General features: G+C 66.4%; 23 protein-coding genes. 13 read left to right on the top strand and 10 right to left on the bottom strand.

Annotated elements, in window-relative coordinates; genetic code table 11:
• Window positions 1–10: 10 nt before the first annotated feature.
• The 4 genes from ACFOMH_RS00615 to ACFOMH_RS00630 are packed head-to-tail and all read right to left on the bottom strand — an operon-like array spanning window position 11 to window position 2,465.
• Complete coding sequence (locus tag ACFOMH_RS00615) at window positions 11–853, bottom strand: ATP-binding protein (protein ID WP_377741937.1); 843 nt, start codon at window positions 851–853, stop codon at window positions 11–13.
• The gene (gene tatC / locus ACFOMH_RS00620) at window positions 846–1,679 is read right to left on the bottom strand and encodes a twin-arginine translocase subunit TatC (RefSeq protein WP_374425867.1); all 834 of its coding nucleotides are present in this window, start codon (window positions 1,677–1,679) and stop codon (window positions 846–848) included. The genes ACFOMH_RS00615 and tatC overlap by 8 nt, the downstream gene beginning before the upstream one ends.
• Complete coding sequence (tatB, locus tag ACFOMH_RS00625; protein WP_374425868.1) at window positions 1,680–2,180, bottom strand: Sec-independent protein translocase protein TatB; 501 nt, start codon at window positions 2,178–2,180, stop codon at window positions 1,680–1,682. It lies immediately after the preceding gene.
• Window positions 2,181–2,198: 18 nt separating this feature from the next.
• Complete coding sequence (locus tag ACFOMH_RS00630; RefSeq protein ID WP_374425869.1) at window positions 2,199–2,465, bottom strand: twin-arginine translocase TatA/TatE family subunit; 267 nt, start codon at window positions 2,463–2,465, stop codon at window positions 2,199–2,201.
• A gap of 178 nt (window positions 2,466–2,643) precedes the next feature.
• Here ACFOMH_RS00630 and ACFOMH_RS00635 point away from each other — a divergent pair, with 178 nt between their 5' ends.
• Together ACFOMH_RS00635 and ACFOMH_RS00640 are read left to right on the top strand one after the other, a co-directional pair.
• Entirely contained in the window at window positions 2,644–3,255 is a 612-nt protein-coding gene (locus tag ACFOMH_RS00635; protein WP_377741939.1) for a MarC family protein, read from the top strand.
• Window positions 3,255–3,830 (top strand): retropepsin-like aspartic protease family protein, encoded by a 576-nt coding sequence (locus ACFOMH_RS00640; protein WP_377741940.1) that lies wholly within the window; start codon window positions 3,255–3,257, stop codon window positions 3,828–3,830. The genes ACFOMH_RS00635 and ACFOMH_RS00640 overlap by 1 nt, the downstream gene beginning before the upstream one ends.
• A 66-nt stretch (window positions 3,831–3,896) precedes the next feature.
• Here the strand turns inward: ACFOMH_RS00640 and ACFOMH_RS00645 are convergent, their stop codons facing one another.
• Together ACFOMH_RS00645 and ACFOMH_RS00650 are read right to left on the bottom strand one after the other, a co-directional pair.
• Entirely contained in the window at window positions 3,897–4,346 is a 450-nt protein-coding gene (locus tag ACFOMH_RS00645) for a DNA polymerase III subunit chi (protein WP_377741941.1), read from the bottom strand.
• The gene (locus tag ACFOMH_RS00650) at window positions 4,346–5,881 is read right to left on the bottom strand and encodes a leucyl aminopeptidase (RefSeq protein WP_377742370.1); all 1,536 of its coding nucleotides are present in this window, start codon (window positions 5,879–5,881) and stop codon (window positions 4,346–4,348) included. Before ACFOMH_RS00650 ends, ACFOMH_RS00645 begins: the two co-directional genes overlap by 1 nt.
• A gap of 127 nt (window positions 5,882–6,008) precedes the next feature.
• Between ACFOMH_RS00650 and lptF the strand changes: the two genes are divergently transcribed.
• The 6 genes from lptF (at window position 6,009) to rsmA (ending at window position 13,890) form a co-directional block, all read left to right on the top strand.
• The gene (gene lptF / locus ACFOMH_RS00655; protein ID WP_374425873.1) at window positions 6,009–7,190 is read left to right on the top strand and encodes an LPS export ABC transporter permease LptF; all 1,182 of its coding nucleotides are present in this window, start codon (window positions 6,009–6,011) and stop codon (window positions 7,188–7,190) included.
• Complete coding sequence (gene lptG, locus ACFOMH_RS00660) at window positions 7,187–8,305, top strand: LPS export ABC transporter permease LptG (RefSeq protein WP_374425874.1); 1,119 nt, start codon at window positions 7,187–7,189, stop codon at window positions 8,303–8,305. The genes lptF and lptG overlap by 4 nt, the downstream gene beginning before the upstream one ends.
• Before the next feature lie 14 nt (window positions 8,306–8,319).
• Entirely contained in the window at window positions 8,320–10,689 is a 2,370-nt protein-coding gene (locus tag ACFOMH_RS00665) for an LPS-assembly protein LptD (RefSeq protein WP_377741943.1), read from the top strand.
• A 31-nt stretch (window positions 10,690–10,720) separates the two neighbouring features.
• Window positions 10,721–12,007, top strand: a complete 1,287-nt coding sequence (locus ACFOMH_RS00670) for a peptidylprolyl isomerase (protein ID WP_377741945.1) — start codon at window positions 10,721–10,723, stop codon at window positions 12,005–12,007.
• Window positions 12,008–12,082: 75 nt separating this feature from the next.
• The gene (gene pdxA, locus ACFOMH_RS00675; protein WP_377741946.1) at window positions 12,083–13,045 is read left to right on the top strand and encodes a 4-hydroxythreonine-4-phosphate dehydrogenase PdxA; all 963 of its coding nucleotides are present in this window, start codon (window positions 12,083–12,085) and stop codon (window positions 13,043–13,045) included.
• Entirely contained in the window at window positions 13,042–13,890 is an 849-nt protein-coding gene (gene rsmA / locus ACFOMH_RS00680) for a 16S rRNA (adenine(1518)-N(6)/adenine(1519)-N(6))-dimethyltransferase RsmA (protein ID WP_374425878.1), read from the top strand. The genes pdxA and rsmA overlap by 4 nt, the downstream gene beginning before the upstream one ends.
• A 60-nt stretch (window positions 13,891–13,950) precedes the next feature.
• Here rsmA and ACFOMH_RS00685 read toward each other — a convergent pair whose 3' ends face one another.
• From ACFOMH_RS00685 to prfA, 3 genes are all read right to left on the bottom strand, one after another.
• The gene (locus ACFOMH_RS00685) at window positions 13,951–14,664 is read right to left on the bottom strand and encodes a DUF4167 domain-containing protein (protein WP_377741948.1); all 714 of its coding nucleotides are present in this window, start codon (window positions 14,662–14,664) and stop codon (window positions 13,951–13,953) included.
• A 236-nt stretch (window positions 14,665–14,900) separates the two neighbouring features.
• Window positions 14,901–15,749, bottom strand: a complete 849-nt coding sequence (gene prmC, locus ACFOMH_RS00690; RefSeq protein WP_377741950.1) for a peptide chain release factor N(5)-glutamine methyltransferase — start codon at window positions 15,747–15,749, stop codon at window positions 14,901–14,903.
• A complete protein-coding gene (prfA, locus tag ACFOMH_RS00695; protein ID WP_374425881.1) occupies window positions 15,749–16,804 on the bottom strand; it encodes a peptide chain release factor 1 in 1,056 nt (351 codons plus the stop codon). Before prfA ends, prmC begins: the two co-directional genes overlap by 1 nt.
• A 211-nt stretch (window positions 16,805–17,015) precedes the next feature.
• On the opposite strand from prfA, the gene ACFOMH_RS00700 reads away from it, so the two are divergent.
• Entirely contained in the window at window positions 17,016–18,095 is a 1,080-nt protein-coding gene (locus ACFOMH_RS00700; RefSeq protein WP_374425882.1) for a cytochrome-c peroxidase, read from the top strand.
• 94 nt (window positions 18,096–18,189) lie between these two features.
• On the opposite strand, the gene ACFOMH_RS00705 is transcribed toward ACFOMH_RS00700, so the two are convergent.
• The gene (locus tag ACFOMH_RS00705; protein WP_374425883.1) at window positions 18,190–18,774 is read right to left on the bottom strand and encodes a YceI family protein; all 585 of its coding nucleotides are present in this window, start codon (window positions 18,772–18,774) and stop codon (window positions 18,190–18,192) included.
• Between the two features lie 288 nt (window positions 18,775–19,062).
• On the opposite strand from ACFOMH_RS00705, the gene rpsF reads away from it, so the two are divergent.
• From rpsF to ACFOMH_RS00725, 4 genes are all read left to right on the top strand, one after another.
• Window positions 19,063–19,479, top strand: coding sequence for a 30S ribosomal protein S6 (gene rpsF, locus ACFOMH_RS00710; RefSeq protein WP_374425884.1), 417 nt, complete (start codon window positions 19,063–19,065; stop codon window positions 19,477–19,479).
• Between the two features lie 18 nt (window positions 19,480–19,497).
• Window positions 19,498–19,725: a 30S ribosomal protein S18 gene (gene rpsR, locus ACFOMH_RS00715; RefSeq protein ID WP_011747229.1), complete on the top strand. Its 228-nt coding sequence runs from the start codon at window positions 19,498–19,500 to the stop codon at window positions 19,723–19,725.
• Between the two features lie 12 nt (window positions 19,726–19,737).
• Window positions 19,738–20,325 (top strand): 50S ribosomal protein L9, encoded by a 588-nt coding sequence (gene rplI / locus ACFOMH_RS00720; RefSeq protein ID WP_377741954.1) that lies wholly within the window; start codon window positions 19,738–19,740, stop codon window positions 20,323–20,325.
• Between the two features lie 163 nt (window positions 20,326–20,488).
• Window positions 20,489–21,367 (top strand): hypothetical protein, encoded by an 879-nt coding sequence (locus ACFOMH_RS00725; RefSeq protein WP_377741956.1) that lies wholly within the window; start codon window positions 20,489–20,491, stop codon window positions 21,365–21,367.
• The last annotated feature ends 32 nt before the right edge of the window (window positions 21,368–21,399 follow it).

Raw genomic sequence — 21,399 nt, forward strand, 5'->3', positions numbered from 1 at the left:
CGCCCCCGGATCAGACGCTGATCCCCTGTCGCCCGGCCAGATCGGTAAAGAACTGCCACGCCACCCGGCCCGAGCGTGAGCCGCGCGTGGCCTGCCATTCGATGGCCTCGGCGCGCAGCTGGTCCTCGGCGATCCTGACCCCATAGGCGTCGCAATAGCCGCGCACCATGGCCAGATATTCGTCCTGACTGCACGGGTGGAAACCCAGCCACAGCCCGAAACGATCCGAAAGCGAGACCTTTTCCTCGACCGCCTCGCCGGGCTGGATCGCGGTCGAGCGCTCGTTCTCGATCATGTCGCGCGGCATCAGGTGGCGCCGGTTCGAGGTCGCATACAGGATCACGTTCGCCGGCCGGCCAGAAATACCCCCGTCCAGCACCGCCTTCAGCGATTTATATTGCGTATCGTCATGGCTGAAGGACAGATCGTCCGAAAACAGCAGGAACCGCCGCTCATACGCGCGGCCCAGGATCGCCAAGAGCCGCCCGACCGAACCCAGATCCTCGCGCGCGATTTCGACCAGCACCAGGGGCAGTCCCTGGGCCACGGCCTCGGCATGGACGGATTTGACCAGCGAGGACTTGCCCATCCCCCGCGATCCCCAAAGCAGGGCGTTGTTCGCCGCATGGCCGCGCGCGAATTGCAGCGTATTGGCCAAAAGCGTGTCCTTGGCCCGGTCGATGCCGATCAGCTGCACCAGATCGACCCGGTTCACCCGCTCGACCGGTTCAAGCCGGTCGGGATCGGTCTGCCAGACATAGGCCGGGGCTTCGGCAAAGCTGGGCGCGGGTGCGGGCGGCGGCGCCATCCGCTCAAGCGCGCCAGCGATGCGGGCCAGGACCTTTTTAGACATCGGCTTCCTTTTCCTCGCGGGCACGGCGGCGTTCGATGCGGGCGACAAGCTGGATCGAAATCTCGTAAAGGCCATAGACCACGGCAAAAAGCACCGACTGGCTTATCACATCGGGCGGCGTCACGATGGCCGCCATGATCAGGATGACCACGATGGCATAGCGCCGCACGCTGGCCAGCCCCTCGGACGACACCAGCCCCGCCTTCCCCATCAGGGTCAGCGCCACCGGCAGCTGAAAGGACAGCCCGAAAGCCAACAGGAACTTCTGCGTCAGCCCCAGATATTCCTGCATCGAGCCCTGAAACGCGATCCCGACCACATTGCCCGTGGTCGTCACCTCGTCGCTGGTGGCCACCACCGGCGCCTGTTGAAAGCTCAGGAAAAAGTCATAAGCCATTGGCAGAATGACATAATAGGCGAAGGCCGCCCCGATCAGGAACATGATCGGCGAGGCCAGAAGGAACGGCATGAAAGCCGCCTTTTCGCTGCGGTAAAGCCCCGGCGCGACAAAGCGCCAAAGCTGATAGCCGATCACCGGAAACGACAGCACGAAACCGCCGAAAAAGCTGATATTGATGGCGGTGAAAAAGCCCTCTTGCAGCTTGATGATCTGCAACTGACAGCTCTGGCCACGCGCGGTCAGCGCCTGACAGATCGGCTGGGTCAGAAAGTTGTAGATCGGCTGCCAGACCGCATAGCAAACGACCATGGCGGCGATGAAGGCCAGCGCCGACCAGATCAGGCGGGAACGCAGCTCGGCCAGATGCTCGATCAGCGGGGCCGAACTGTCGTCGATTTCGTCGGGGCGTTTGGTCTGGGCGGACACTCAGGTCTCTTTCGTATCAGAGCGGCGCACCGCATGCAGACGGCGTTTTCCGGGCTCGTGCTCTGTGGCGACCGGCGGGGCGCTGACGCCCGGCGCCGGCGGCATCGCGGCACCAGAACCGGCGGGCGCGGCGCTAGCCGGGCTCTGGCCATCCGTCGCGGCCGGCGCGGCCTGTCCGGGATCGGGCGTCGCCGAACCGTTGCGCGCCGGCAGCTTCGGATCCCATTTCTCGAAACGGTCGGCGGCGCGTTCCAGCGCATCCAGCCCCAGCGCCTTTTTCGAGGTCAGCGACTTGACGTCGCGCAGCGCATTGCCCGCCTCGTCAAGCCCGGTCGATTTCGCCGCATCCTCCATCGCGCTTGAAAATTCGCGCGCCATCGCCCGCGCCCGCGCCGTGATCCGGCCAAGCGCGTGAAACATATGCGGCAAATCCTTTGGCCCGATGACGATCAGCGCAACCACGCCAATCAGCAGAAGCTCGCTCCAGCCGATATCCAGCATGTCCGGTGTCCGCGCGGGTTACGAACGGCTGCCGTCGCGCGGCGTCACGTCGCGCAGCGCCTCGTCCGCCTTGCTGCGCGCCTGAGCGGCGTCATCGGTGATGGGCGTCTTGGCCTCGTCGGCCGCGCGCTCATACTCGTCGGCGCCATCCTTCACGCCCTTTTTGAAGGCGGTGATGCCCTTGCCCACCTCGCCCATCAGCGACGAGACCTTGCCGCGCCCGAAAAGCACCAGCACCACCACCGCGATCAGCAACAGGCCGGGAAGGCCGATATTGTTCAGCATTTCTAACTCTCCCTTGCCGGCAGAGCCGGCGTTGATGGTGCATATTTAGGGATTTGCGGCGCCCATTGCAAAGCCCAAACGCGGCCCGGCCCCGCAGAGCGCAAGACCGACCCTGCCCCCCGCCCTGCACAAGGCAGGTCCTTTTCTTCGCGGAAAATCCGGGCGATATAGCGTGATCATGGACAGCACACAGATCATCAGCGCCTTTGTCACGCTCTTTGTCGTGATCGACCCGGTGGGGCTTGCGCCGCTGTTCATCGCGCTTACGCGCGACATGACGCCGCAGCGCCGGCGGCGAATCGGCTGGCGTGCGCTGGCCATCGCGGCGGTGCTGCTCACGCTCTTCGGGCTGGCGGGCGAATCGATCCTGACGGTGATCGGCATCTCGCTGCCGGCCTTCCGCATCGCGGGCGGAATGCTGCTGTTTCTGACCGCGCTCGACATGCTTTTCGAACGCCGGACCGAACGGCGCGAGGGTCAGACCCGCGACGACGATCACGATCCTTCGGTCTTTCCGCTGGCCACGCCGCTTCTGGCCGGGCCGGGGGCGCTGGCCACGATGATCCTGCTCGTGGGCGAAAATCCGGGGCCGACCCATACGCTGATGATCCATGTGGTGATGCTGGCGGTGCTGGGGATCGCGGCGGGCTTTTTCGCGCTGGCCGATCCGATCGCGCGGGTGCTGGGCCGCACCGGCACGATGGTGGTCACCCGGCTCTTCGGCATGCTGCTGGCGGCACTTTCGATCCAGTTCGTGATCGACGGGCTCAAGGGCTCGGGGCTGTTCTGATGGGCGAGAATTTCGCCCGCATCGCCTATCTGGTGCTGCTGCTCATCGCGGTCGGTGGCTTCCTCCTGGTCGAACTGCGCGAACGCCCGGGCAAGACGCTGCGCATGGCGGCAGCCTGGGGCATGATCTTTCTTGGTGCCATCGCGCTTGCCGGTCTCTGGCCCGATATCCGCAACACCATCTCGCCCGAGGCCCGCATCCTCGAAGGCAACCGCATCGAGGTGCCGGTCGGCAATGACGGCCATTACCACCTGACCGCACAGGTGAACGGCGTCGCCATCCGCTTCGTCATCGACACCGGCGCAAGCAGCATCGCGCTTGGTCCGCGCGATGCCGAACGCGCGGGCATCGATCTGGAAAACCTCGCCTATATCGGCCAGGCACAGACCGCCAACGGCACGGTCGACACCGCCCCCGTCCGCCTCGACAGCGTCGCCATCGGCGATATCAGCGATCAGGGCGTGCCGGCCATGGTGCTGCGCTCCGATCTCGACCAGTCGCTGATGGGCATGTCCTATCTGTCGCGCTTCGCCCGCGTCAGCATCGAACAGGGCCGCCTGATCCTCGAACGCTGAACCCGTCTTTCATGCCCAAATATCCCGGGGGACTCGGAGCGCAAGCTCCGAGGGGGGCAGCGCCCCCTATTGCTTGCGCTCCCAGCGGCCATCCGCCTCGGACCAGTATTCGGCCGTGACGCCCGCCTCCTTCAGCGCCCGCCACAGCCCGCGCGCACGTTCCAGCTCGGCCGGATCATTGCCGTCGAACACCACGCAGGCCCGCTCGAGCCCCGCGCATTCGGGGCCGGTCACCCCGGCCCCGTCCAGCGCGATCAGACAGCGCGGCGCATTGGTGGCCTCCTGCCCCTCGACCGTCAGCAGAACCGGCTGACGGTCGTCATGGGGGCCGCCGGCAAGGCCATGGGGCAAAAATCCCTCGCCCTGCCAAAGCGCCTCGTCCAGCGCCACCTGACGCGCGCGGTCCCTGCCCCGCAACTCGACCCGCCAGCCGGCCTGAAGGCTTTTGCCGATCAGCATCGGCAAAAGCTGCGCCGGACCCGAACGGGTCAGGTGATAGAACAGGGCATTGCCCATCAGGCCTTGGTCTCGAAACGGTCACGCACCAGCCGGTCCAGCGTCATCACGCCCCAGCCGGTCGCACCCTTGGGCGCCATCGCGGTCTCGCCGGGCGGCAGCGCCACCCCGGCAATGTCCAGATGCACCCAGGGCATGTCCTTTTCGATGAAGCGTTGCAGGAACTGCGCGGCGGTGATCGAACCGGCGGGACGGCCGCCGGTATTCTTGATATCGGCCAGCCGCGAATCGATCAGCTTGTCATAGGCCGGCGCCAGCGGCAGCCGCCATGCCCCCTCGCCCTCGGCTTTCGCGGCCTTCAGCACCGCATCCGCCAGCTTGTCGTCATTCGAGAAAACGCCCGCGTTTTCATGCCCAAGCGCGATGATCACCGCCCCGGTCAGCGTCGCAAGATCGATCACGGCGGCGGGTTTGAAACGCTCCTGCGCGAGCCAGAGCACATCGGCCAGAACCAGACGCCCCTCGGCATCGGTATTGATGACCTCGATCGTGTCGCCCTTCATCGACTTCACGATATCGCCCGGACGCTGGGCCTTGCCGTCGGGCATGTTCTCGACCAGCCCGACCAGACCGATGACATTGGCCTTTGCCCGGCGCAGCGCCAGGACGCGCATGACGCCCGCGACCACGCCCGCGCCGCCCATGTCCATGGTCATCTCTTCCATGCCGGCGGCGGGCTTGATCGAGATGCCCCCGGTGTCAAAGACCACGCCCTTGCCCACAAGCGCCAGCGGCGGCTCTTTCTTCTTGCCGCCGTTCCAGCGCATCACCACGACCTTGGACGGGCTTTCCGAACCCTGCCCGACACCCAAAAGCGCGCGCATGCCCAGCTTGGCCAGATCCGCCTCGTCCAGCACCTCGACCTCAAGGCCCAGTTCGCGCATGGCCAGCAGCCGGTCGGCGAAATCGCTCGTGGTCAGCACATTGGCCGGCTCGTTGACCAGATCGCGGGTAAAGAACACGCCCTCGGCCACGGCGGCGCCATCATGGCTGGCCTTGCTCAGCGCCTCGGGATCCTTGTGCATGAAATGGACGCGGCCGCGCGCCGGGGCATCGGCATCGGCCTTGGCGCCGCTCTTGCTGCCCGTCTTGCTTTCGGCCTTGTCGTCGCCGGCATCCTTTTTCTTGGTCTTGTAGGCGGAAAAATCATAGGCCCGCAGCGCCAGCCCCTGGGCCACGTCGGCGGCGCGGGGATGCGCCTCGGCGATCACCAAAAGATCGGATTTGCCCAGCCGGGCGCCAATGCTGGCGCCGGCGGCGCGGGCGGTCGCGGTATCGGTGCTGCGCGGCAGGCTGACCAGTTGCAGCGCCTCGGCCTTCAGGCCGGCGGGAAAGGCCAGCTCAAGCGCCTTGCCCGGCTTGACCTCGGCCCAGGCGTCGGATGCCAGCGCCCGCATCGCGGCTTCGCGCGTGGGGCGGGGCAAACCGCCGGGCAGCTTGCCGGTCTGCGGGACCAGAACAGCGATGCGCCCGGTACGCGCCGCCAGGTCCGAAGTATCCATTGCCATGAAATTGATTTCGACCGGATGGGTCATGCTCATGCCTTTCACATTGAACTGTGCCGGGGAAATTAGCCACGCCGGCCGCCAATGACCAGAGCCGGGGCTTTCCCAACCGGCGCGCAACCGCTAATCAAGTCTGGCCCGAGCCCAGAGAGCCTCCATGCCCCAGATCGACCGCTACATTCTGTCGCAGTTCCTGACATTGTTCGGGTTCTTCGCGCTGGTGCTGGTCTCTGTCTATTGGATCAACCGCGCGGTGTCGCTGTTCGAACAGTTGATTTCGGACGGTCAGACGGCGCTGGTGGTGCTGGAATTCACCGCGCTGACACTGCCTTTGGTGATCTCGATCGTGCTGCCCATCGCGGCCTTCACGGCCAGCGCCTATGGCACCAACCGGCTGTCATCGGAATCCGAACTGGTGGCGATGCAGGCGGCCGGGCTTTCGCCCTGGCGGCTGGCGCGGCCGGTTCTGGTCTTTGGGGTGCTGGTGGGGGTGATGGTGGCGCTGCTGGTGCATTCCTTCGTGCCGATGGCGCGCGCGCGCCTTGCCGACCGCCAGGCCGAGATCGCCCAGAACGTTACCGCGCAATTCCTGCGCGCGGGCTCGTTTCAATATCCGGTCCCCGGCGTGACGCTGTATATCAGCGAAATCGCACCGGACGGGCGGCTGCTCTATTTCTTTCTCGAAGATGCGCGCGATCCCGCCGAACAGGTGACCTATACCGCCAATGAGGCGCTGGTGATCCGCACCGAGGCCGGCCCCCGGCTGGTGATGATGCAGGGCATGGTCCAGAACCTGCGACTCAGCGGCGGGCGTCAAAGCCTGTCGGTGACACGGTTTTCCGAACTGGCCTATGACATGGTCACGCTGGTCGACAGCAACCGCGAACGCAAGCGCGACCTGCGCGCCTATTCGACGCCCGAACTGCTGCGCGCCGATCCCGAAATGCTGGCCGCCACCGGCGCCACCGCCGACAAGGCCCGCGCCGAGGCGCATGAGCGGCTGGCCAAGCCCTTTCAGTCGCCGGTCGCGGCGATGCTGGGCTTTGCCATGCTGTTGATCGGGGGGTTCAGCCGCTTTGGCGTCTGGCGACAGGTGATCTGGGCGGTGGTCGCGCTGATCGTGGTCCAGTTTCTGGGCACCGCCGCCGAGGCGCAGGTGGCACAGGATGCCTCGCGCTGGCCGCTGATCTATCTGCCGCCGCTGGTGGGCGCCGCGATCTGCGCGGCGGCGCTGTGGCTGGCGGCCAAGCCGCGCCGGCCCTGTCCGCCGCAATGGGGGGGCCAGAAGCCCGGCGGATCCACGGATGCATCCGCCACCGGGACGGGGGGCGCGGCATGATCCTTTCGGCCTATGTCGCGCGGCGGTTCCTGCGCATGTTCATCATCATCGCCGCGATCTTTGGCGCCATCCTGTTCCTGATCGACATCGTCGAACAGATCCGGCGCTTTTCGGACGAAAATATCGGCCTGTCGGGGGCGGCGGTGCTGTCGCTTCTCAATATCACCGCCAGCTTCTATTCGATCATGCCGCTGATGACGGTGCTGGCGGGGATTTCGCTGTTTCTGGGCCTGTCGCGCAGTTCCGAACTGGTGGCGATCCGGGCGGCGGGACGGTCCGGCATCCGGGTGCTGGCGGCGCCGGCGGTCACGGCGGCGCTGGTCGGGCTTTTGTCGGTAGCGGTCATGAACCCGATGGTGGCCGCGACCTCGAAACGCTATGACGACGCGGTGGCGCGCATGACCGGCAGCGGTCAGACCGTCAGCGTCGGCGACAATGCCGTCTGGCTGCGCCAGGCTCTGCCCACGCGCGCGCCCGACGGGTCCGAAACCCAGGGCCAGGTGGTCATCCGCGCCAATCGTGCCAGCCCCGAGGCGACGACGCTTTATGATGCGACCTTCATCGTCTTTTCCCCCGATATCGGCCCCACGCGCCGCATCGACGCCGCCGAGGCGCGGCTGACCGATGGCGCCTGGGCGCTGACCGATACCAAGGAATGGCCGCTGACCCAGCCCAACCCCGAGGCGATGGCCCGCACCGCGCCCACGCTGGAACTGCCCACCGACCTGACCGCCGCCCGCATCCGCGACAGTTTCGGCAAGCCCGAGGCGGTCCCGGTCTGGCAATTGCCGGCCTTTATCCGCGGGCTGGAACGCGCCGGCTTTTCGGCACAACGCCACAAGGTCTGGTTCCATATGGAACTGGCCCGGCCCCTGCTCATGGCCGCGATGGTGGCGATCGCGGCCGTGTTCACGATGCGACACATGCGCGGGCGCAAGACCGGCATTCTGGTGCTGAGCGCATTCGCCTGTGGGATCGGGCTGTTCTTTCTGCGCAATCTGGCGCAGGTGCTGGGGGATAATGGCGGCATCCCGCCGGCGCTGGCCGGATGGGCGCCGCCCATCGTGGCCCTGTTTTTCGCCCTTGGGGCACTTTTGCGGCTGGAGGACGGATAATGGCGCAACCGCTCATGCGCAACAGACGCGCGAAATTCGCGGCGGGCGCGGCGCTGGTGGCGGCATGGCTGCCGGGCGGCGCCCTTGGCCAAAGCCTGACCGGCGACGGCCAGACCCTGCCCAGATATGACGCGCCCGATCCGTTCCTTCAGGGACCGGCCGGCCCGGCGCTTGCCCCCACCGAAAACCCCGATGCCAATGCCCGCTATGCCGATGGCACCGAGGCCGCGCATACGCCCGATGTCGCCGCGCCGCGCAGCGGGTCGGTGCGCATCACCGACAGCGGCGCGCCCGCCCAGGGCAGCCCGGCCACGCTGCTGGCCGATCAGGTGGCGCTGGACGCCGATGACCGGCTGACCGCATCCGGCGGGGTGGTGATCTGGTATCGCGGCACCCGGCTGGTCGCTTCGCGGGTGATCTATGACAACAAGAATGGCGGCGCGCTGATCGAGGGGCCGATCCACCTGACCCAGCCCGGCCGCGCCGGGACGCCCGATGAAACCATCGTCATCGCCGACAGCGCCCAGCTTGAGCCGAACCTGCAAGACGGCATCCTGCGCGGCGCCCGGCTGGTGCTGGCGCGCGAATTGCAGCTGGCCTCGCGGCAGGCGCGGCGCAGCGAACAGGGCCAGGTGACGCAGCTCGACAATGTCGTGGCCTCAAGCTGTCAGATCTGTGCCGAGGATCCGATCCCGCTTTGGGAAATCCGGGCGCGTTCGATCACCCATGACACCCGCACGCGACAGCTGTATTTCGACCGGCCGCAGCTGCGCGCCTTTGGCGTGCCCATCGCCGCCCTGCCCTGGCTGACCGCGCCCGACCCCACGGTCGACCGCATGAACGGCTTTCTGCAACCGCAGTTCCGCACCACCTCGAGCCTGGGTTTCGGCATCAAGCTGCCCTATTTCGTGACGCTGGGCGATCATGCCGATGTCACGCTGACGCCCTATGTCTCGGCCAGCCGCACCCGCACGCTGGAACTGCGCTATCGTCAGGCGTTCCGCAATGGCGCGATGGAATGGAACGGCGCCGTCACCCGCGACGACATCGAAGAGGGCGAGACCCGCGGCTATCTGTTCGGCGCCGGCCGGTTCGAGCTGCCGCGCGGCTATATGCTGGGCTTTCAGCTGCAAATGGCCAGCAACCGCGCCTATCTGCTGGATTACGACATTACCGATGCCGACCGGCTGTGGAGCGGGGTCACCCTGGACCGGGTGCGCCGCGACCGCATGGTGACGGCGCGCATCGGCAATTACGAATCGCTGCGCGACGACGAGCCCGAAGAGGTCACCCCCTCGATCGTGGCGGATGCGTTGTGGCGGCGGCGCTGGACGCCCGACCGCATCGGCGGCATCGCCAGCCTGGAATGGTCGCTGCACGCGCATCGGCGGTCCTCGAACGAGGATATCATGGGGCGCGACATGGCGCGCGGCTCGGTCATGCTGGACTGGCGCCGCAGCGAGATCCTGGCCGGCGGCTTGCTGGGCACTGTCCAGACCCAGGTGAACGGCGATATCTATCGCATCAATCAGGACAGCGAATACGAGGATTGGGTGTTCCGCGCCGATCCCGCATTCGCCGTCGAACTGCGCTGGCCGCTGGCGCGGCATTCGGGGGGCGTCACCCATATCGTCGAGCCGGTGGCCCAGCTGATCTGGTCGCCCGAGCGCGACTATGCCGATGACGTTCCGAACGAGGACAGCTATCTGATCGAATTCGACGAAGGCAACCTGTTCTCGGCCAGCCGGTTTTCGGGCTGGGACGCGCGGGAATCGGGGCTTCGGGCCAATCTGGGCATCGGCTGGACCCGGCTCGACCCGGCCGGCTGGTCCATCGGCCTGACCGCCGGGCGGGTGCTGCGCAGCCATCCCGACCCCGCCTTCGAAGGCAGCGGCCCCTTGGGCGGCAAACATTCCGACTGGTTGCTGGCGGCGCATTATTCGGGCGCGAACGGGCTGGTCATCGCCAACCGGGCGCTGTTCGACGACAGTTTCTCGATCAGCCGCAACGAATTGCGGCTGGGCTGGTACAAGCCCGGATTGCAGGTTTCGGCCGGTTATCTGTGGCTGGATTCGGATGCGCGCGAGGAACGTCGCGAAGATGTGTCCGAGCTGACCACCACGGCGGGCTGGCAGGTGGCGCGGGGCTGGTGGGCCACCGCCGAGACGCGCTATGACTTTACCGCCGACGAGGCCCAGAAGGCCGAGCTGGGGCTGGCCTATCGCAACGAATGCATCACCGTCGAGATGTCGGTGGAACGGCGCTTCAACTCGTCCGACGAGGTGAATGCCGAGACCAGTTTCGATCTTGGCATCCGTCTGGGCGGCTTCGGCCAGAAGCAGACCGGTTCGGGAACGGTGGCGCGGCGCGCCTGCCTGCGCTAATGTCCGGCAAAACCATGCGGCGAGGGAGCTGATGCGGCGAATTCTTCTTGGTGCGGCCATGGCCGCGATACTGGCCGGGGCCGGGCTGGGACCGCTTCCGGCGCAGGCGCAGGGCAATCTCTTTCAGCCGCTGGTCTATGTGAACGATTCGGCCGTGACCCGCTATGAGCTGGATCAGCGCGTGCGCTTCATGCAGCTTTTGCGGGCGCCCGATTCCGATCCGGTGACCGCCGAAAAGGCGCTGATCGACGACAGGCTGCGGATGTTCACCGCCCGGCAGATGAACATCACCCCCACGGATGAACAGATCGATGCGGGTCTGGCCGAATTCGCCGGCCGCGCCAATCTGGGGGTCGAGGAATTCACCGCCGCCCTTGCCCGCGCCGGGGTCGAGCGTCAGGCGTTTCGCGATTTCATCTCGGCCGGCGTCGTCTGGCGCGAGGTGGTGCGCCAGCATGTCGTGCCGCTTGTCCGCGTGACCGATGCCGAGGTCGAGCAGGAGATGCAGAAGATCATCGCGACGCCCAAGGTGACGCATGTCGCATTGTCCGAGATCATCATTCCCGCCCCCGAAGGTCAGGAACAGGCCGCACTCGACCGTGCCGGCCAGATCGTCGCCAACGCCCGGACCGAGGCCGATTTCGCCGCCTTCGCGCGCCGCTATTCGGCCACGCCTTCGGCCGGGAATGGCGGCCGCCTGCCCTGGACGCCGCTGGCCAATCTGCCGCCGTCGCTGCGGCCGCTGATCCTGTCGATGCAGCCGGGTCAGGTCAGCCAGCCTCTGACCGTGCCGGGCGCGGTGGTGGTGTTTTTCCTGCGCGACACCCGCGGCACGCTGCGCCCCGGTGCCTCGGAACAGATCCTCGAATATGTCCGTGTCACGCTTGCCAGCACGGACGATGCCGCCCGCATGGCCGCAAATTCCGACAGCTGTGCCGATCTTTTCGTCGCCGCGCGCGGATTGCCCGAGGCGCAGATCCAGCGCCAGAGCCTGCCGCAAGGACAGGTGCCCACCGATCAGGGCATTCGTCTGGCCATGCTGGACGATAATGAGACCACCGTGGTCAATTACGGCGGTGCGGTGCAATTGCTGATGCTGTGCAAGCGCACCCCGGCGCTTTTGGCCGAGACGCCCGCCGCCCCGGTCGCGACCAGCGCCGAAAACGGAAGCGCCGAGAATGCCGAGGCCCAGCCCGATCCCGACGCACTGCCGGCCAAGGACGAGGTGCGCAACCGCGTATTCAACCGCAAGGTCACGCAGGCCGCCGATGCCTATCTGGCCGAGCTGCGGGCCAATGCCGTGATCCGGCGACCCTGATTCTGACGGCAAGGCCCGGGGGCGCTTCGCCCCCCGGACCCCCAGAGGATATTTGGACATGAAAGAAGGTAGGCCATGCGGCGTGCGATCGTCCTGACCTGTGGCGAGCCGGCGGGTATCGGGCCGGAACTGGCGCCAAAGGCGCTGGCCTCAGGGGTGCCTTTCGTGTTTCTGGGCGATCCACGGCATTTGCCCGAGGGAACCCGATGGCAGGAGGTGGAGGCCCCCGGCGACGAGGTTCCCGAGGGCGTTCTGGCGGTTCTGCGCCATGATTTTCCGGCGCCGGCCGTGCCGGGCCGACCGGATCCCGCGAATGCGCAGGCCGTGGCCGATGTGATCGCACGGGCGGTCGCCCTGGCGCGTTCCGGTGCGGCGGGCGGGATCTGCACCCTGCCGATCAACAAGGAGGCGTTGAAGCGCGGCGCCGGTTTCGCCTTTCCGGGTCATACCGAATATCTGGCGCATCTGGCGGGCGATGTGCCGGTGGTGATGATGCTGGCCTCGACCACGGTCGAGCCGCCCTGTCGGGTGGTGCCGGTCACCATCCATATCGCGCTGCGCGAGGTTCCCGACGCGCTGACGCCCGAGGCGCTGGAACGGGCGATCCGCATCACCGATGCGGCGCTGCGCCGCGATTTCGGCATTGCCGCGCCCCGGCTGGCCATTGCCGGGCTGAACCCGCATGCCGGTGAAAACGGCGTCATGGGCGATGAGGAAACGCACTGGATCGCGCCCCTGTTGGCGCGACTGCGCGGTGAGGGCTTTGATCTGGCCGGGCCGTTGCCCGCCGATACGATGTTTCATGCCCCCGCCCGGGCGCGCTATGACGCGGCGCTTTGCGCCTATCACGATCAGGCGCTGATCCCGGTCAAGACGCTGGATTTCGCGGGCGGGGTGAATGTGACGCTGGGCCTGCCTTTCGTGCGCACCTCGCCCGATCACGGCACCGCGTTCGACATCGCAGGCAAGGGTGTGGCGGATGCGGCAAGCGTTATCGCGGCCCTGCGCATGGCCCATGACATGGCGGGACGGCGATGAGCACCATCGACGGACTGCCGCCGCTGCGTGAGGTGATCGCGCGTCACGATCTGCGGGCGAAAAAGCAGCTGGGGCAGAATTTTCTTCTGGATCTGAATCTGACCGCCAAGATCGCGCGGGCGGCGGGCGATCTGAGCGGTTGCGACGTGATCGAGGTCGGCCCCGGTCCCGGCGGCCTGACGCGGGGGTTGCTGGCCGAGGGCGCGCGCCATGTGCTGGCCATCGAAAAAGATGCCCGCGCCCTGCCCGCGCTGGCCGAGATCGGCGAGGCCTATCCCGGCCGGTTGACGGTCATCAATGGCGATGCACTGGAAATCGACCCGCTGGCGCAGCTGACGCCGCCGATCCGGATCGTCGCCAACCTGCCCTATAATGTCGGGACCGAGCTCTTGATCCGCTGGCTGACGCCGGCGGCATGGCCGCCCTTTTGGCAATCGCTGACGCTGATGTTCCAGAAAGAGGTGGCCGAGCGCATCGTGGCCCGGCCCGGCGGCAAGGCTTACGGAAGGCTGGCGGTGCTGGCGCAATGGCGGTCGGATGCAAAGATCGTGATGACGCTGCCGCCCGAGGCCTTTGTCCCGGCGCCCAAGATCCATTCAGCGGTGGTGCATCTGACCGCCCTGCCCGAGCCACGTTTTCCCGCGGATCCGGCGGTGCTGAACCGGGTTGTCGCCGCCGGCTTCAACCAGCGGCGCAAGATGCTGCGCGCCTCGCTCAAGGGGCTGCATCCGCGGATCGAGGATTTGCTGGTCGAGGCGGGGATTGCGCCCACGGCGCGGGCCGAAGAGATCGGGCTTGAGCAGTTCTGCGCGCTGGCGCGGATATTGGCTGTGGCGCCGCGCTAGGCCCCGTGCCCTGTGGGTGGTCCGGGCAATGCTGCCCGGGACCGTGATTTCAGAAAAAGCCTATTCGCCCGAGGCCTTGTCGGGCTGTCCGCCATCGGCATCGGCGGGCTTTTTGCGACTGCGCGGGGCGCGAGGCGCCGAGGGGGCGGAGGCGCGGGGCCGACGGCGCGGCGCCGGTGCGGCCTCGGCCGGTGCCTCGGGGGCGACGGTCTCGGCGGCGGGGGCGCTCATCTCGGCCTCGGGGGTCGCGACGGGGCCGCTATCCTCGTCGTCGGCGATGGCCAGCGGCAGGCCGGATTGCGTATCCTGATCCTCGGCCGGGTTGCCGTGACGGGCCGCCGGCTGACGGTCGTCGCGACGGTATTCGCGCGGCTCGCGTTGATCGGCGCGGTCATGGGACCGCCCCTCGCCATTGCCGTTACCGTTACCGTTGTTCTGGCCGTTGCCATGGTCGCGCTGACCATTGCCGCCATCGCGCGAATCGTCGTCGCGGTGGAACTGTTGCTGGTTCTGCAGGCGCTCGGCCTGTTCGCGCTGCGCCTCGCCCAGCATGCGCGTGTAATGTTCGGCATGCTGAAGAAAGCTCTGCTCTGCCACGCGGTCATTGGACAGTTGCGCGTCGCGCGCCAGCGTCAGGTATTTCTCGATGATCTGCTGGGGTGTGCCGCGCACCTTGCCCTCGGGACCCGAGGAATCAAAGACGCGATTGACAATGTTGCCCAGCGTGCGTTGTCGGTTCGACTTGTTACGCGAACGGGATTTGGATGATCTCATCAGCTTGTTGTCGGTTTTCCCGGCTTGTGCGGGTTGGGGTTGGGGTCATCTTTCGGCAAATGCCAATCAGGAAACGGAGCGTCGCTCCAATCTCCGCCTAGCCAAAAATGGGCTGAGTATAACTGACCCGTGCGTGGGCTCCACGCCCCCGTCACAACTGCGAATAAACACGCCGCAGCGGCGGGCACAAGCAAAAATTTCTGCAAATGCGTCAAAAACTGCGGATCCTTGCCGGGTCAGCGCGGCTTGCGACCGCAAACGATCCGGTCGCGGCCATCCAGATCGCGCAGGACGTGCGGATCCGCCAGCCCGGCACCGGCCATCAGCGCGGCGACCGCTGCCCCCTGGCTTGGTCCGATTTCCACGATCAGCCGACCGCCGGGGGCCAGATGCGCCGGCGCGCCCGCCGTGATCGCGCGATAGGCGGAAAGCCCGTCCGCCCCGTCGGTCAGCGCCTGGCGCGGTTCCCACAACGCCACCTCTGGCGACAAATCATCCATTTCTGTCAAGGCGATATAGGGCGGATTTGAGACAACAAGATCAAACTCGCCCGACAGGCCGGAAAACCAGTCGCTTTCCATGAAATCCGCGCAAACGCCTATGCGATCGGCATTTTCGCGCGCGACGATCAGCGCGGCGGGGGAAATATCTGTGCCGATGCCGCGCGTCCCGGGCCGTTCGGCCAAAAGCGAAATCAGGATGGCGCCGGTCCCCGTTCCCAGATCCAGAACCGAGGCAAAAGGCTCGGCCAGCGCCGCCTCGATCAGGGTCTCGGTCTCGGGGCGCGGGTCGAGCGTGTCGCGGGTGACGCGGAAATCATGCTTCCAGAAGGCGCGGCCACCGACGATCTGGGCGACCGGCTGGCGGGCGGCGCGGGCATCGATCAGCCGGGCATAGGTCCGGGCCAGATCGGGGGCGGCCTCATGCGTCAGGTGGTCGGAAAGGTGATGGCGCGGCACCGGCTGTCCGGTGGCCAGTTCCAGCGCATGCTGAAACAGCCGGCCCGCATCCCGATCGGCATCCGCGACGCCGGCCGTGCGCAACCGGTCCTGTGCGGCAAGGCACAGCTCGGCCCCGGTCGGCATCAGCTTTCCTGCGCGGCCAGCCGCGCGGCCTGATCATGCGCGACAAGCGCATCCACCGTTTCCAGAAGATCGCCCTGCATGATGCGGTCCAGCGCGTAAAGCGTCAGGCCGATCCGGTGGTCGGTCATGCGGCCCTGCGGGAAATTATAGGTGCGGATGCGTTCCGAGCGGTCGCCCGAGCCGACCTGCGATTTGCGGTCGGCGGCGCGTTCGGCATCGGCGCGGCCACGCTCAAGATCGTAAAGCCGGGCGCGCAGCACCGCCATCGCATTGGCGCGGTTCTGGTGCTGGGATTTTTCCGAACTGGTGACCACGATGCCGGTGGGCAGGTGGGTGATGCGCACGGCGGAATCGGTGGTGTTGACGTGCTGGCCGCCGGCCCCGCTGGCGCGCATGGTGTCGATGCGGATATCGCCGGCGGGAATGTCGATATCGACCTCGGCCGCCTCGGGCAGGACGGCGACGGTGGCGGCGCTGGTATGGATGCGGCCACCGGATTCGGTTTCGGGCACGCGCTGGACGCGATGCACGCCGGATTCGTATTTCAGCCGGGCAAAGACCCCCTCGCCCTCGATCCGCGCCACGGCCTCGCGCACGCCGCCAAGGTCGGATTCGGCCAGCTCAAGCAGCTGGAACTGCCAGCCCTGCGATTCCGCGAAACGGCGATACATGGACAGCAGATCGCCCGCGAAAAGCGCCGCCTCTTCGCCACCGGTGCCGGGGCGGATTTCCAGGATCGCCGGGCGGCCATCGGCGGCGTCGCGCGGCAAAAGCGCGATGCGCAGCGCATGTTCCAGATCGGGCAGCGCGCCGCGCAGGCGCGACAGCTCATCCTCGGCCAGTTCGCGCATTTCGGCATCGGCCAGCATGGCCTGCGCCTCGCGGATCCCGTCCTGCGCGGCGCGCCATTCCGAGATCTGGGTCACGACGGGCTTGAGATCTGCATATTCACGGCTGATCGCCGCGATCTGGTCGGGCGCGGGGCCGTCATTCAGCCGCGCTTCGAGATATTCGAAACGCTCGACAATCTGGGCAAGGCGATCTTGGGGTAGCATGACAGCGGATTAAACCCGACCGCCGCCACGGGCAAGACAGAAGCCGCCATCCGTGACGCAGATCAAAGCGCGGCGCGACGCGGCGTTGTAAGCTGACCGACAGCATGCATGACCAGCATTCCGCATGGCCTGTTCGCCGCAGAAAGCCTGATTTTCCGACGGCTCGGCCTGTTTAAATTGATCGATTGGTTCATTCGGAAAGGAGTTTGCGATGAAGTCTCCTGTCATTTCAGGGGCATTGGCGCTGGGGCTTGCGGCGTTTCCCGCGATGGCACAAGAGGGCGGGCTGGATGCCGCGACGCTGCGCGCCGATGCCGCTGCCCTGTTCGAGCCGATTCCCGACAAGGTCGAGGCGATCCGAAAATCCGAAATCTCGCCCGAAGGGCACAAGATCACCCCCGAAAAGGTCGATCTGGGCCGAAGCCTGTTCTTTGACCCGCGCATGTCGAAATCCGGGCTGATTTCCTGTCAGACCTGCCACAATGCGGGCCTGGGCGGGGCGGATGGATTGCCGACATCCATCGGGCATGGCTGGCAAAAGGGGCCGCGCAACGCGCCGACCGCGTTCAATTCGGTCTTTAACGTGGCGCAGTTCTGGGACGGGCGCGCGCCCGATCTGGCCGAGCAGGCCAAGGGACCGTTGCAGGCCGGGGTCGAAATGCACAACACCCCCGAAAACCTGATCGCGACCCTGAAATCCATGCCGGGCTATGAGGCGATGTTCAAAAGCGCCTTTCCCGAGGATGCCGATCCGGTCAGCTTTCAGAACTTCGCCCATGCCGTAGAACAGTTCGAAAGCACGCTGATCACCCCCGACGGCAAGTTCGACCTGTTTCTGAAAGGCGACGACAACGCCATGAATGAACAGGAAAAACGCGGGCTGCGCGCATTCATGGATACCGGCTGCACGGCCTGTCATAACGGGGTGAATGTGGGCGGACAGGATTACTATCCCTTTGGCGTCGTCGCGAAGCCGGGCGCCGACGTGCTGCCCGCCGGCGACACCGGACGTTTTCAGGTGACCAAGACGGTGGATGACGAATATGTATTTCGCGCCGCGCCCCTGCGCAATGTCGCGCTGACCGCGCCCTATTTCCATTCCGGTGCGGTCTGGGACCTGAAAGAGGCGGTGCAGATCATGTCCTCATCCCAGATCGGGACGGACCTGACCCCCGATCAGGTCGACGACATCGTGGCCTTTCTGGATACGCTGACCGGCAAACAGCCGCAGATCGTTCATCCGATCCTGCCGCTGCGGACGGAACAGACCCCGCGACCCGCGCCGATGTAGGGCTCTCTCGCTATAGCGGATGCGGAAAAAGGAAAGGGGCCGCAGGGCCCCTTTCCGGCATTTCAGAGCGCGCCCGGTCAGGGGATGCGCCGGATCACTCGGCCTTGACGGCTTCGACCGAAATATTGATCTCGACCTCGTCCTCGACGGCGGGGGCGAACTTGCCCAGGTTGAAATCCGAGCGCTTGATCTCGGTCGCGGCGTTGAAGCCGGCGGCTTCCTTGCCGGTCATCGGATGGGCGGCGATCTGGTTCAGATCGACCTCGAGCACCACCTCTTTGGTGACGCCGTTCAGCACCAGATCACCGGTGACCTTGGCTTCCTTGTCGCCATTCGGTTCGACCTTGGTCGATTTGAAGGTGGCGACCGCCGTGGCCTTGTCGGTGTTGAAGAAATCGGCCGTGAACAGATGCTCGTCCAGACCGGCCGCAACCGAATGCAGACCCGACAGCGGGATCGTCGCCTCGACGGTCGAGGCGGCGGGGTTTTCCGCATCCAGAACCAGCGTGCCGGTCAGGCCGTTGATGATGCCCGTGCTGGTCGAAAAACCCATATGGGTGTATTCGAACACCGCCTGGCTGTGATCGGGATCGAACTGATAGGTCACGGGTGCGGCCATGGCGCCGGTGGCCCCCAGCAGAACGGCGATCGCGGCGACGGGGGAGACAAGGGTTTTCATCGGGAACTCCTGGTTGAAAGCTGGCGCTGAAGTTCCACAGGAAATGTAACAATGGCAACAAAGGTTTCCATCACCCGGCCTGACATTATTGTGTTTCGCCGCCACGCCGAAACAGTGTCGCCGTCATGGCGAATATCGGGGCATTCCGGCGATTCCGGCTTGCATTCGCGACCTCTGCCGCTATAAGTCCGCATCCTTCCGCAAATGCGAAACCGGCGCAGCCTCTCGTGGCGGGGCGCGGAAGGGATGTCCCGCCGTTGAAATGCGCCCCGATAAAAAGGTGCAGACATGCCGCTTTATGAGCATGTGCTGATCGCCCGTCAGGACCTGTCGAACACGCAGGCCGAAGGGCTGATCGAGCATTTCTCGACCGTTCTTGCCGACAATGGTGGCAAGGTCGTCGACAACGAATATTGGGGTGTGCGCACCCTGGCCTATAAGATCAACAAGAACCGCAAGGGCCACTATGCCCTGCTGCGCACCGACGCCCCCTCTGCCGCCGTGCAGGAGATGGAGCGCCTGGCCGGCCTGCATGACGACGTCATGCGCGTGCTGACTGTCCGCGTGGACGAGCACAAGGAAGGCCCCTCGGTCCAGATGCAGAAACGCGAAGAGCGTGGTGAGCGCGGCGACCGTGGTGATCGGGGCGACCGTGGTGATCGTGGCGAGCGCCGCGAACGTCGCGACCGCGACGACCGGAACTAAGGGAAAGGAACCAGTATCATGGCAAACAAACCCTTCTTCCGTCGCCGGAAAGTCTGTCCGTTCTCGGGCGACAATGCCCCCGCGATCGATTACAAGGACACCCGTCTGCTGCAACGCTATATCAGCGAACGCGGCAAGATCGTGCCCTCGCGCATCACCGCCGTCTCGGCCAAGAAGCAGCGTGAGCTGGCCCGCGCCATCAAGCGCGCCCGCTTCCTCGCCCTGCTGCCCTATGCCGTGAAGTAAGGAGAGACGATCATGCAAGTCATCCTGCTGGAACGTGTGGCCAAGCTGGGCCAGATGGGCGATGTCGTGAAGGTGAAAGACGGCTTCGCGCGCAACTTCCTCTTGCCGCAGGGCAAGGCGCTGCGGGCCTCGGACGCCAACATCGCCGCCTTCGAGGCGCAAAAGGCCGATCTGGCCGTGCGCAACGACGAAAGCCGCGCCGAGGCGCAGAAACTGGCCGGAAAGATCGACGGCCAGGTGTTCGTCATCATCCGCTCGGCCTCGGATGCCGGTGCGCTTTACGGTTCGGTCACCCCGCGTGACGTCGCCGAAATCGCCAATGCCGAAGGTTTCGCCATCGAGCGCCGTCAGGTCGTTCTGACCGCGCCGATCAAGGAACTGGGCCTGCACGAGGTCAAGGTTCACCTGCACCCGGAAGTCGACGCGACCGTCAAGATGAACGTCGCCCGCTCGACCGAAGAGGCCGAACTGCAAGCCTCGGGCAAGTCGATCCAGGAGCTGGCCGCCGAAGAAGAGGCCGCTGCGGAATTCGAGATCGCGGAACTCTTCGACGATATCGGCTCGGCCGGTCGCGACGACGAGGACGAAGCCGCGAGCTGATCGCAGCTTTTCCCGCACAGGAACGGAAGAACGCGCCGCGACCCGGCGCGTTTTTTCATGCCTGTGCGCTGGCGGGCCTCGCGCGCGATGGGCCGTGCGGGGGAACATTCCCCATGCTGGCGGGTTGAGGATGCGACGCGACTTTCGCCAGAGGATTTGCGCCATGTCCCAAGACAAAGCCCCCCGGCGGCCCGACGACCGCCCGCCGATCACCCATACCGACGCCGACACGGCCAGCGACACCCGCTTTGGCCCGCGCCCGGTTCCCGAAGGCCATCGCCGCCCGTCCGGCCCGACCGAGTCGCGGCGCATTCCGCCGCATGGCGATGTCTCGCCCGATGGCCGGCATGTCTGGCCGCGCCCCTCGGCCACGGCGAAATGGCTGGTCTGGGGGGGAACGGCGCTGGGGGTGGCGGCGCTGACCGCCGGCACGGTGATCGCGGCGCGGCATGTGCTGGGCCTTTCATCCGGGGATGAGAACCGCCCGCGCGCGCGCGGCAGTGTCGCACCCCGCTTTGCCGACCTGTCCCCTGAGGAACGCGAGGCGATGCGCCAGCGGGCGCGGGCGCGCGAATCGCTGGACGCGCGCCGGGCCGCGCATCTGCGCGCCGAGGCCATGCGCAATGCCCCGCCGCAGGCCCGCGCCCCCCGCCCCGGCCTTTTGCAAGAGGTCGAGGCGAATACCGCCAGCATGTCGAACGGGGTCGACAATCTCATGCGGTCGCTCGGCGCGGCGATGACCGGTTTTCGCACCGTCGCCGGTCAGGCCGGCGCGATCATGCGGGAATTCGGCGATGCCGCCGATCTGGTGCGGGGGCTGCTTGGCCGCGACACCGGGGCGGCGCAGGCGGGCGCCCGCAACCCCCGCGCCCCCAACCGCCGGACCGGCGCGCCGCCGCATCGTGATGACGGTGATCGCCACAGTGATCGCCGGGGCGCGCATATGCCCGATCTGCGCGACGATCCGCTGCTGCATGATCCCATGGACGGCCCCGAACCGCGCGGGCCCTCCGATCACGATCCGCGCGTGCATCGGCTATAGCTCCCGCGCTTTTGCTACGGGCACGGGGGGCG

It is taken from the genome of Paracoccus mangrovi, from assembly GCF_042648425.1.
Classification (GTDB): Bacteria; Pseudomonadota; Alphaproteobacteria; order Rhodobacterales; family Rhodobacteraceae; genus Paracoccus; species Paracoccus mangrovi.

Bases quoted from the DNA above. Each gene is read 5' to 3' on its own strand.
- ACFOMH_RS00615 (WP_377741937.1), bottom strand. From the start codon at position 853: ATGTCTAAAAAGGTCCTGGCCCGCATCGCTGGCGCGCTTGAGCGGATG.
- rpsR (WP_011747229.1), top strand. From the start codon at position 19,498: ATGGCAAACAAACCCTTCTTCCGTCGCCGGAAAGTCTGTCCGTTCTCG.
- tatB (WP_374425868.1), bottom strand. From the start codon at position 2,180: ATGCTGGATATCGGCTGGAGCGAGCTTCTGCTGATTGGCGTGGTTGCG.
- rpsF (WP_374425884.1), top strand. From the start codon at position 19,063: ATGCCGCTTTATGAGCATGTGCTGATCGCCCGTCAGGACCTGTCGAAC.
- rplI (WP_377741954.1), top strand. From the start codon at position 19,738: ATGCAAGTCATCCTGCTGGAACGTGTGGCCAAGCTGGGCCAGATGGGC.
- prfA (WP_374425881.1), bottom strand. From the start codon at position 16,804: ATGCTACCCCAAGATCGCCTTGCCCAGATTGTCGAGCGTTTCGAATAT.
- ACFOMH_RS00700 (WP_374425882.1), top strand. From the start codon at position 17,016: ATGAAGTCTCCTGTCATTTCAGGGGCATTGGCGCTGGGGCTTGCGGCG.
- ACFOMH_RS00670 (WP_377741945.1), top strand. From the start codon at position 10,721: ATGCGGCGAATTCTTCTTGGTGCGGCCATGGCCGCGATACTGGCCGGG.
- ACFOMH_RS00705 (WP_374425883.1), bottom strand. From the start codon at position 18,774: ATGAAAACCCTTGTCTCCCCCGTCGCCGCGATCGCCGTTCTGCTGGGG.
- rsmA (WP_374425878.1), top strand. From the start codon at position 13,042: ATGAGCACCATCGACGGACTGCCGCCGCTGCGTGAGGTGATCGCGCGT.
- ACFOMH_RS00645 (WP_377741941.1), bottom strand. From the start codon at position 4,346: ATGGGCAATGCCCTGTTCTATCACCTGACCCGTTCGGGTCCGGCGCAG.
- prmC (WP_377741950.1), bottom strand. From the start codon at position 15,749: ATGCCGACCGGGGCCGAGCTGTGCCTTGCCGCACAGGACCGGTTGCGC.
- ACFOMH_RS00685 (WP_377741948.1), bottom strand. From the start codon at position 14,664: ATGAGATCATCCAAATCCCGTTCGCGTAACAAGTCGAACCGACAACGC.
- lptG (WP_374425874.1), top strand. From the start codon at position 7,187: ATGATCCTTTCGGCCTATGTCGCGCGGCGGTTCCTGCGCATGTTCATC.
- ACFOMH_RS00630 (WP_374425869.1), bottom strand. From the start codon at position 2,465: ATGCTGAACAATATCGGCCTTCCCGGCCTGTTGCTGATCGCGGTGGTG.
- lptF (WP_374425873.1), top strand. From the start codon at position 6,009: ATGCCCCAGATCGACCGCTACATTCTGTCGCAGTTCCTGACATTGTTC.
- ACFOMH_RS00650 (WP_377742370.1), bottom strand. From the start codon at position 5,881: ATGACCCATCCGGTCGAAATCAATTTCATGGCAATGGATACTTCGGAC.
- ACFOMH_RS00665 (WP_377741943.1), top strand. From the start codon at position 8,320: ATGCGCAACAGACGCGCGAAATTCGCGGCGGGCGCGGCGCTGGTGGCG.
- ACFOMH_RS00640 (WP_377741940.1), top strand. From the start codon at position 3,255: ATGGGCGAGAATTTCGCCCGCATCGCCTATCTGGTGCTGCTGCTCATC.
- ACFOMH_RS00725 (WP_377741956.1), top strand. From the start codon at position 20,489: ATGTCCCAAGACAAAGCCCCCCGGCGGCCCGACGACCGCCCGCCGATC.
- ACFOMH_RS00635 (WP_377741939.1), top strand. From the start codon at position 2,644: ATGGACAGCACACAGATCATCAGCGCCTTTGTCACGCTCTTTGTCGTG.
- pdxA (WP_377741946.1), top strand. From the start codon at position 12,083: ATGCGGCGTGCGATCGTCCTGACCTGTGGCGAGCCGGCGGGTATCGGG.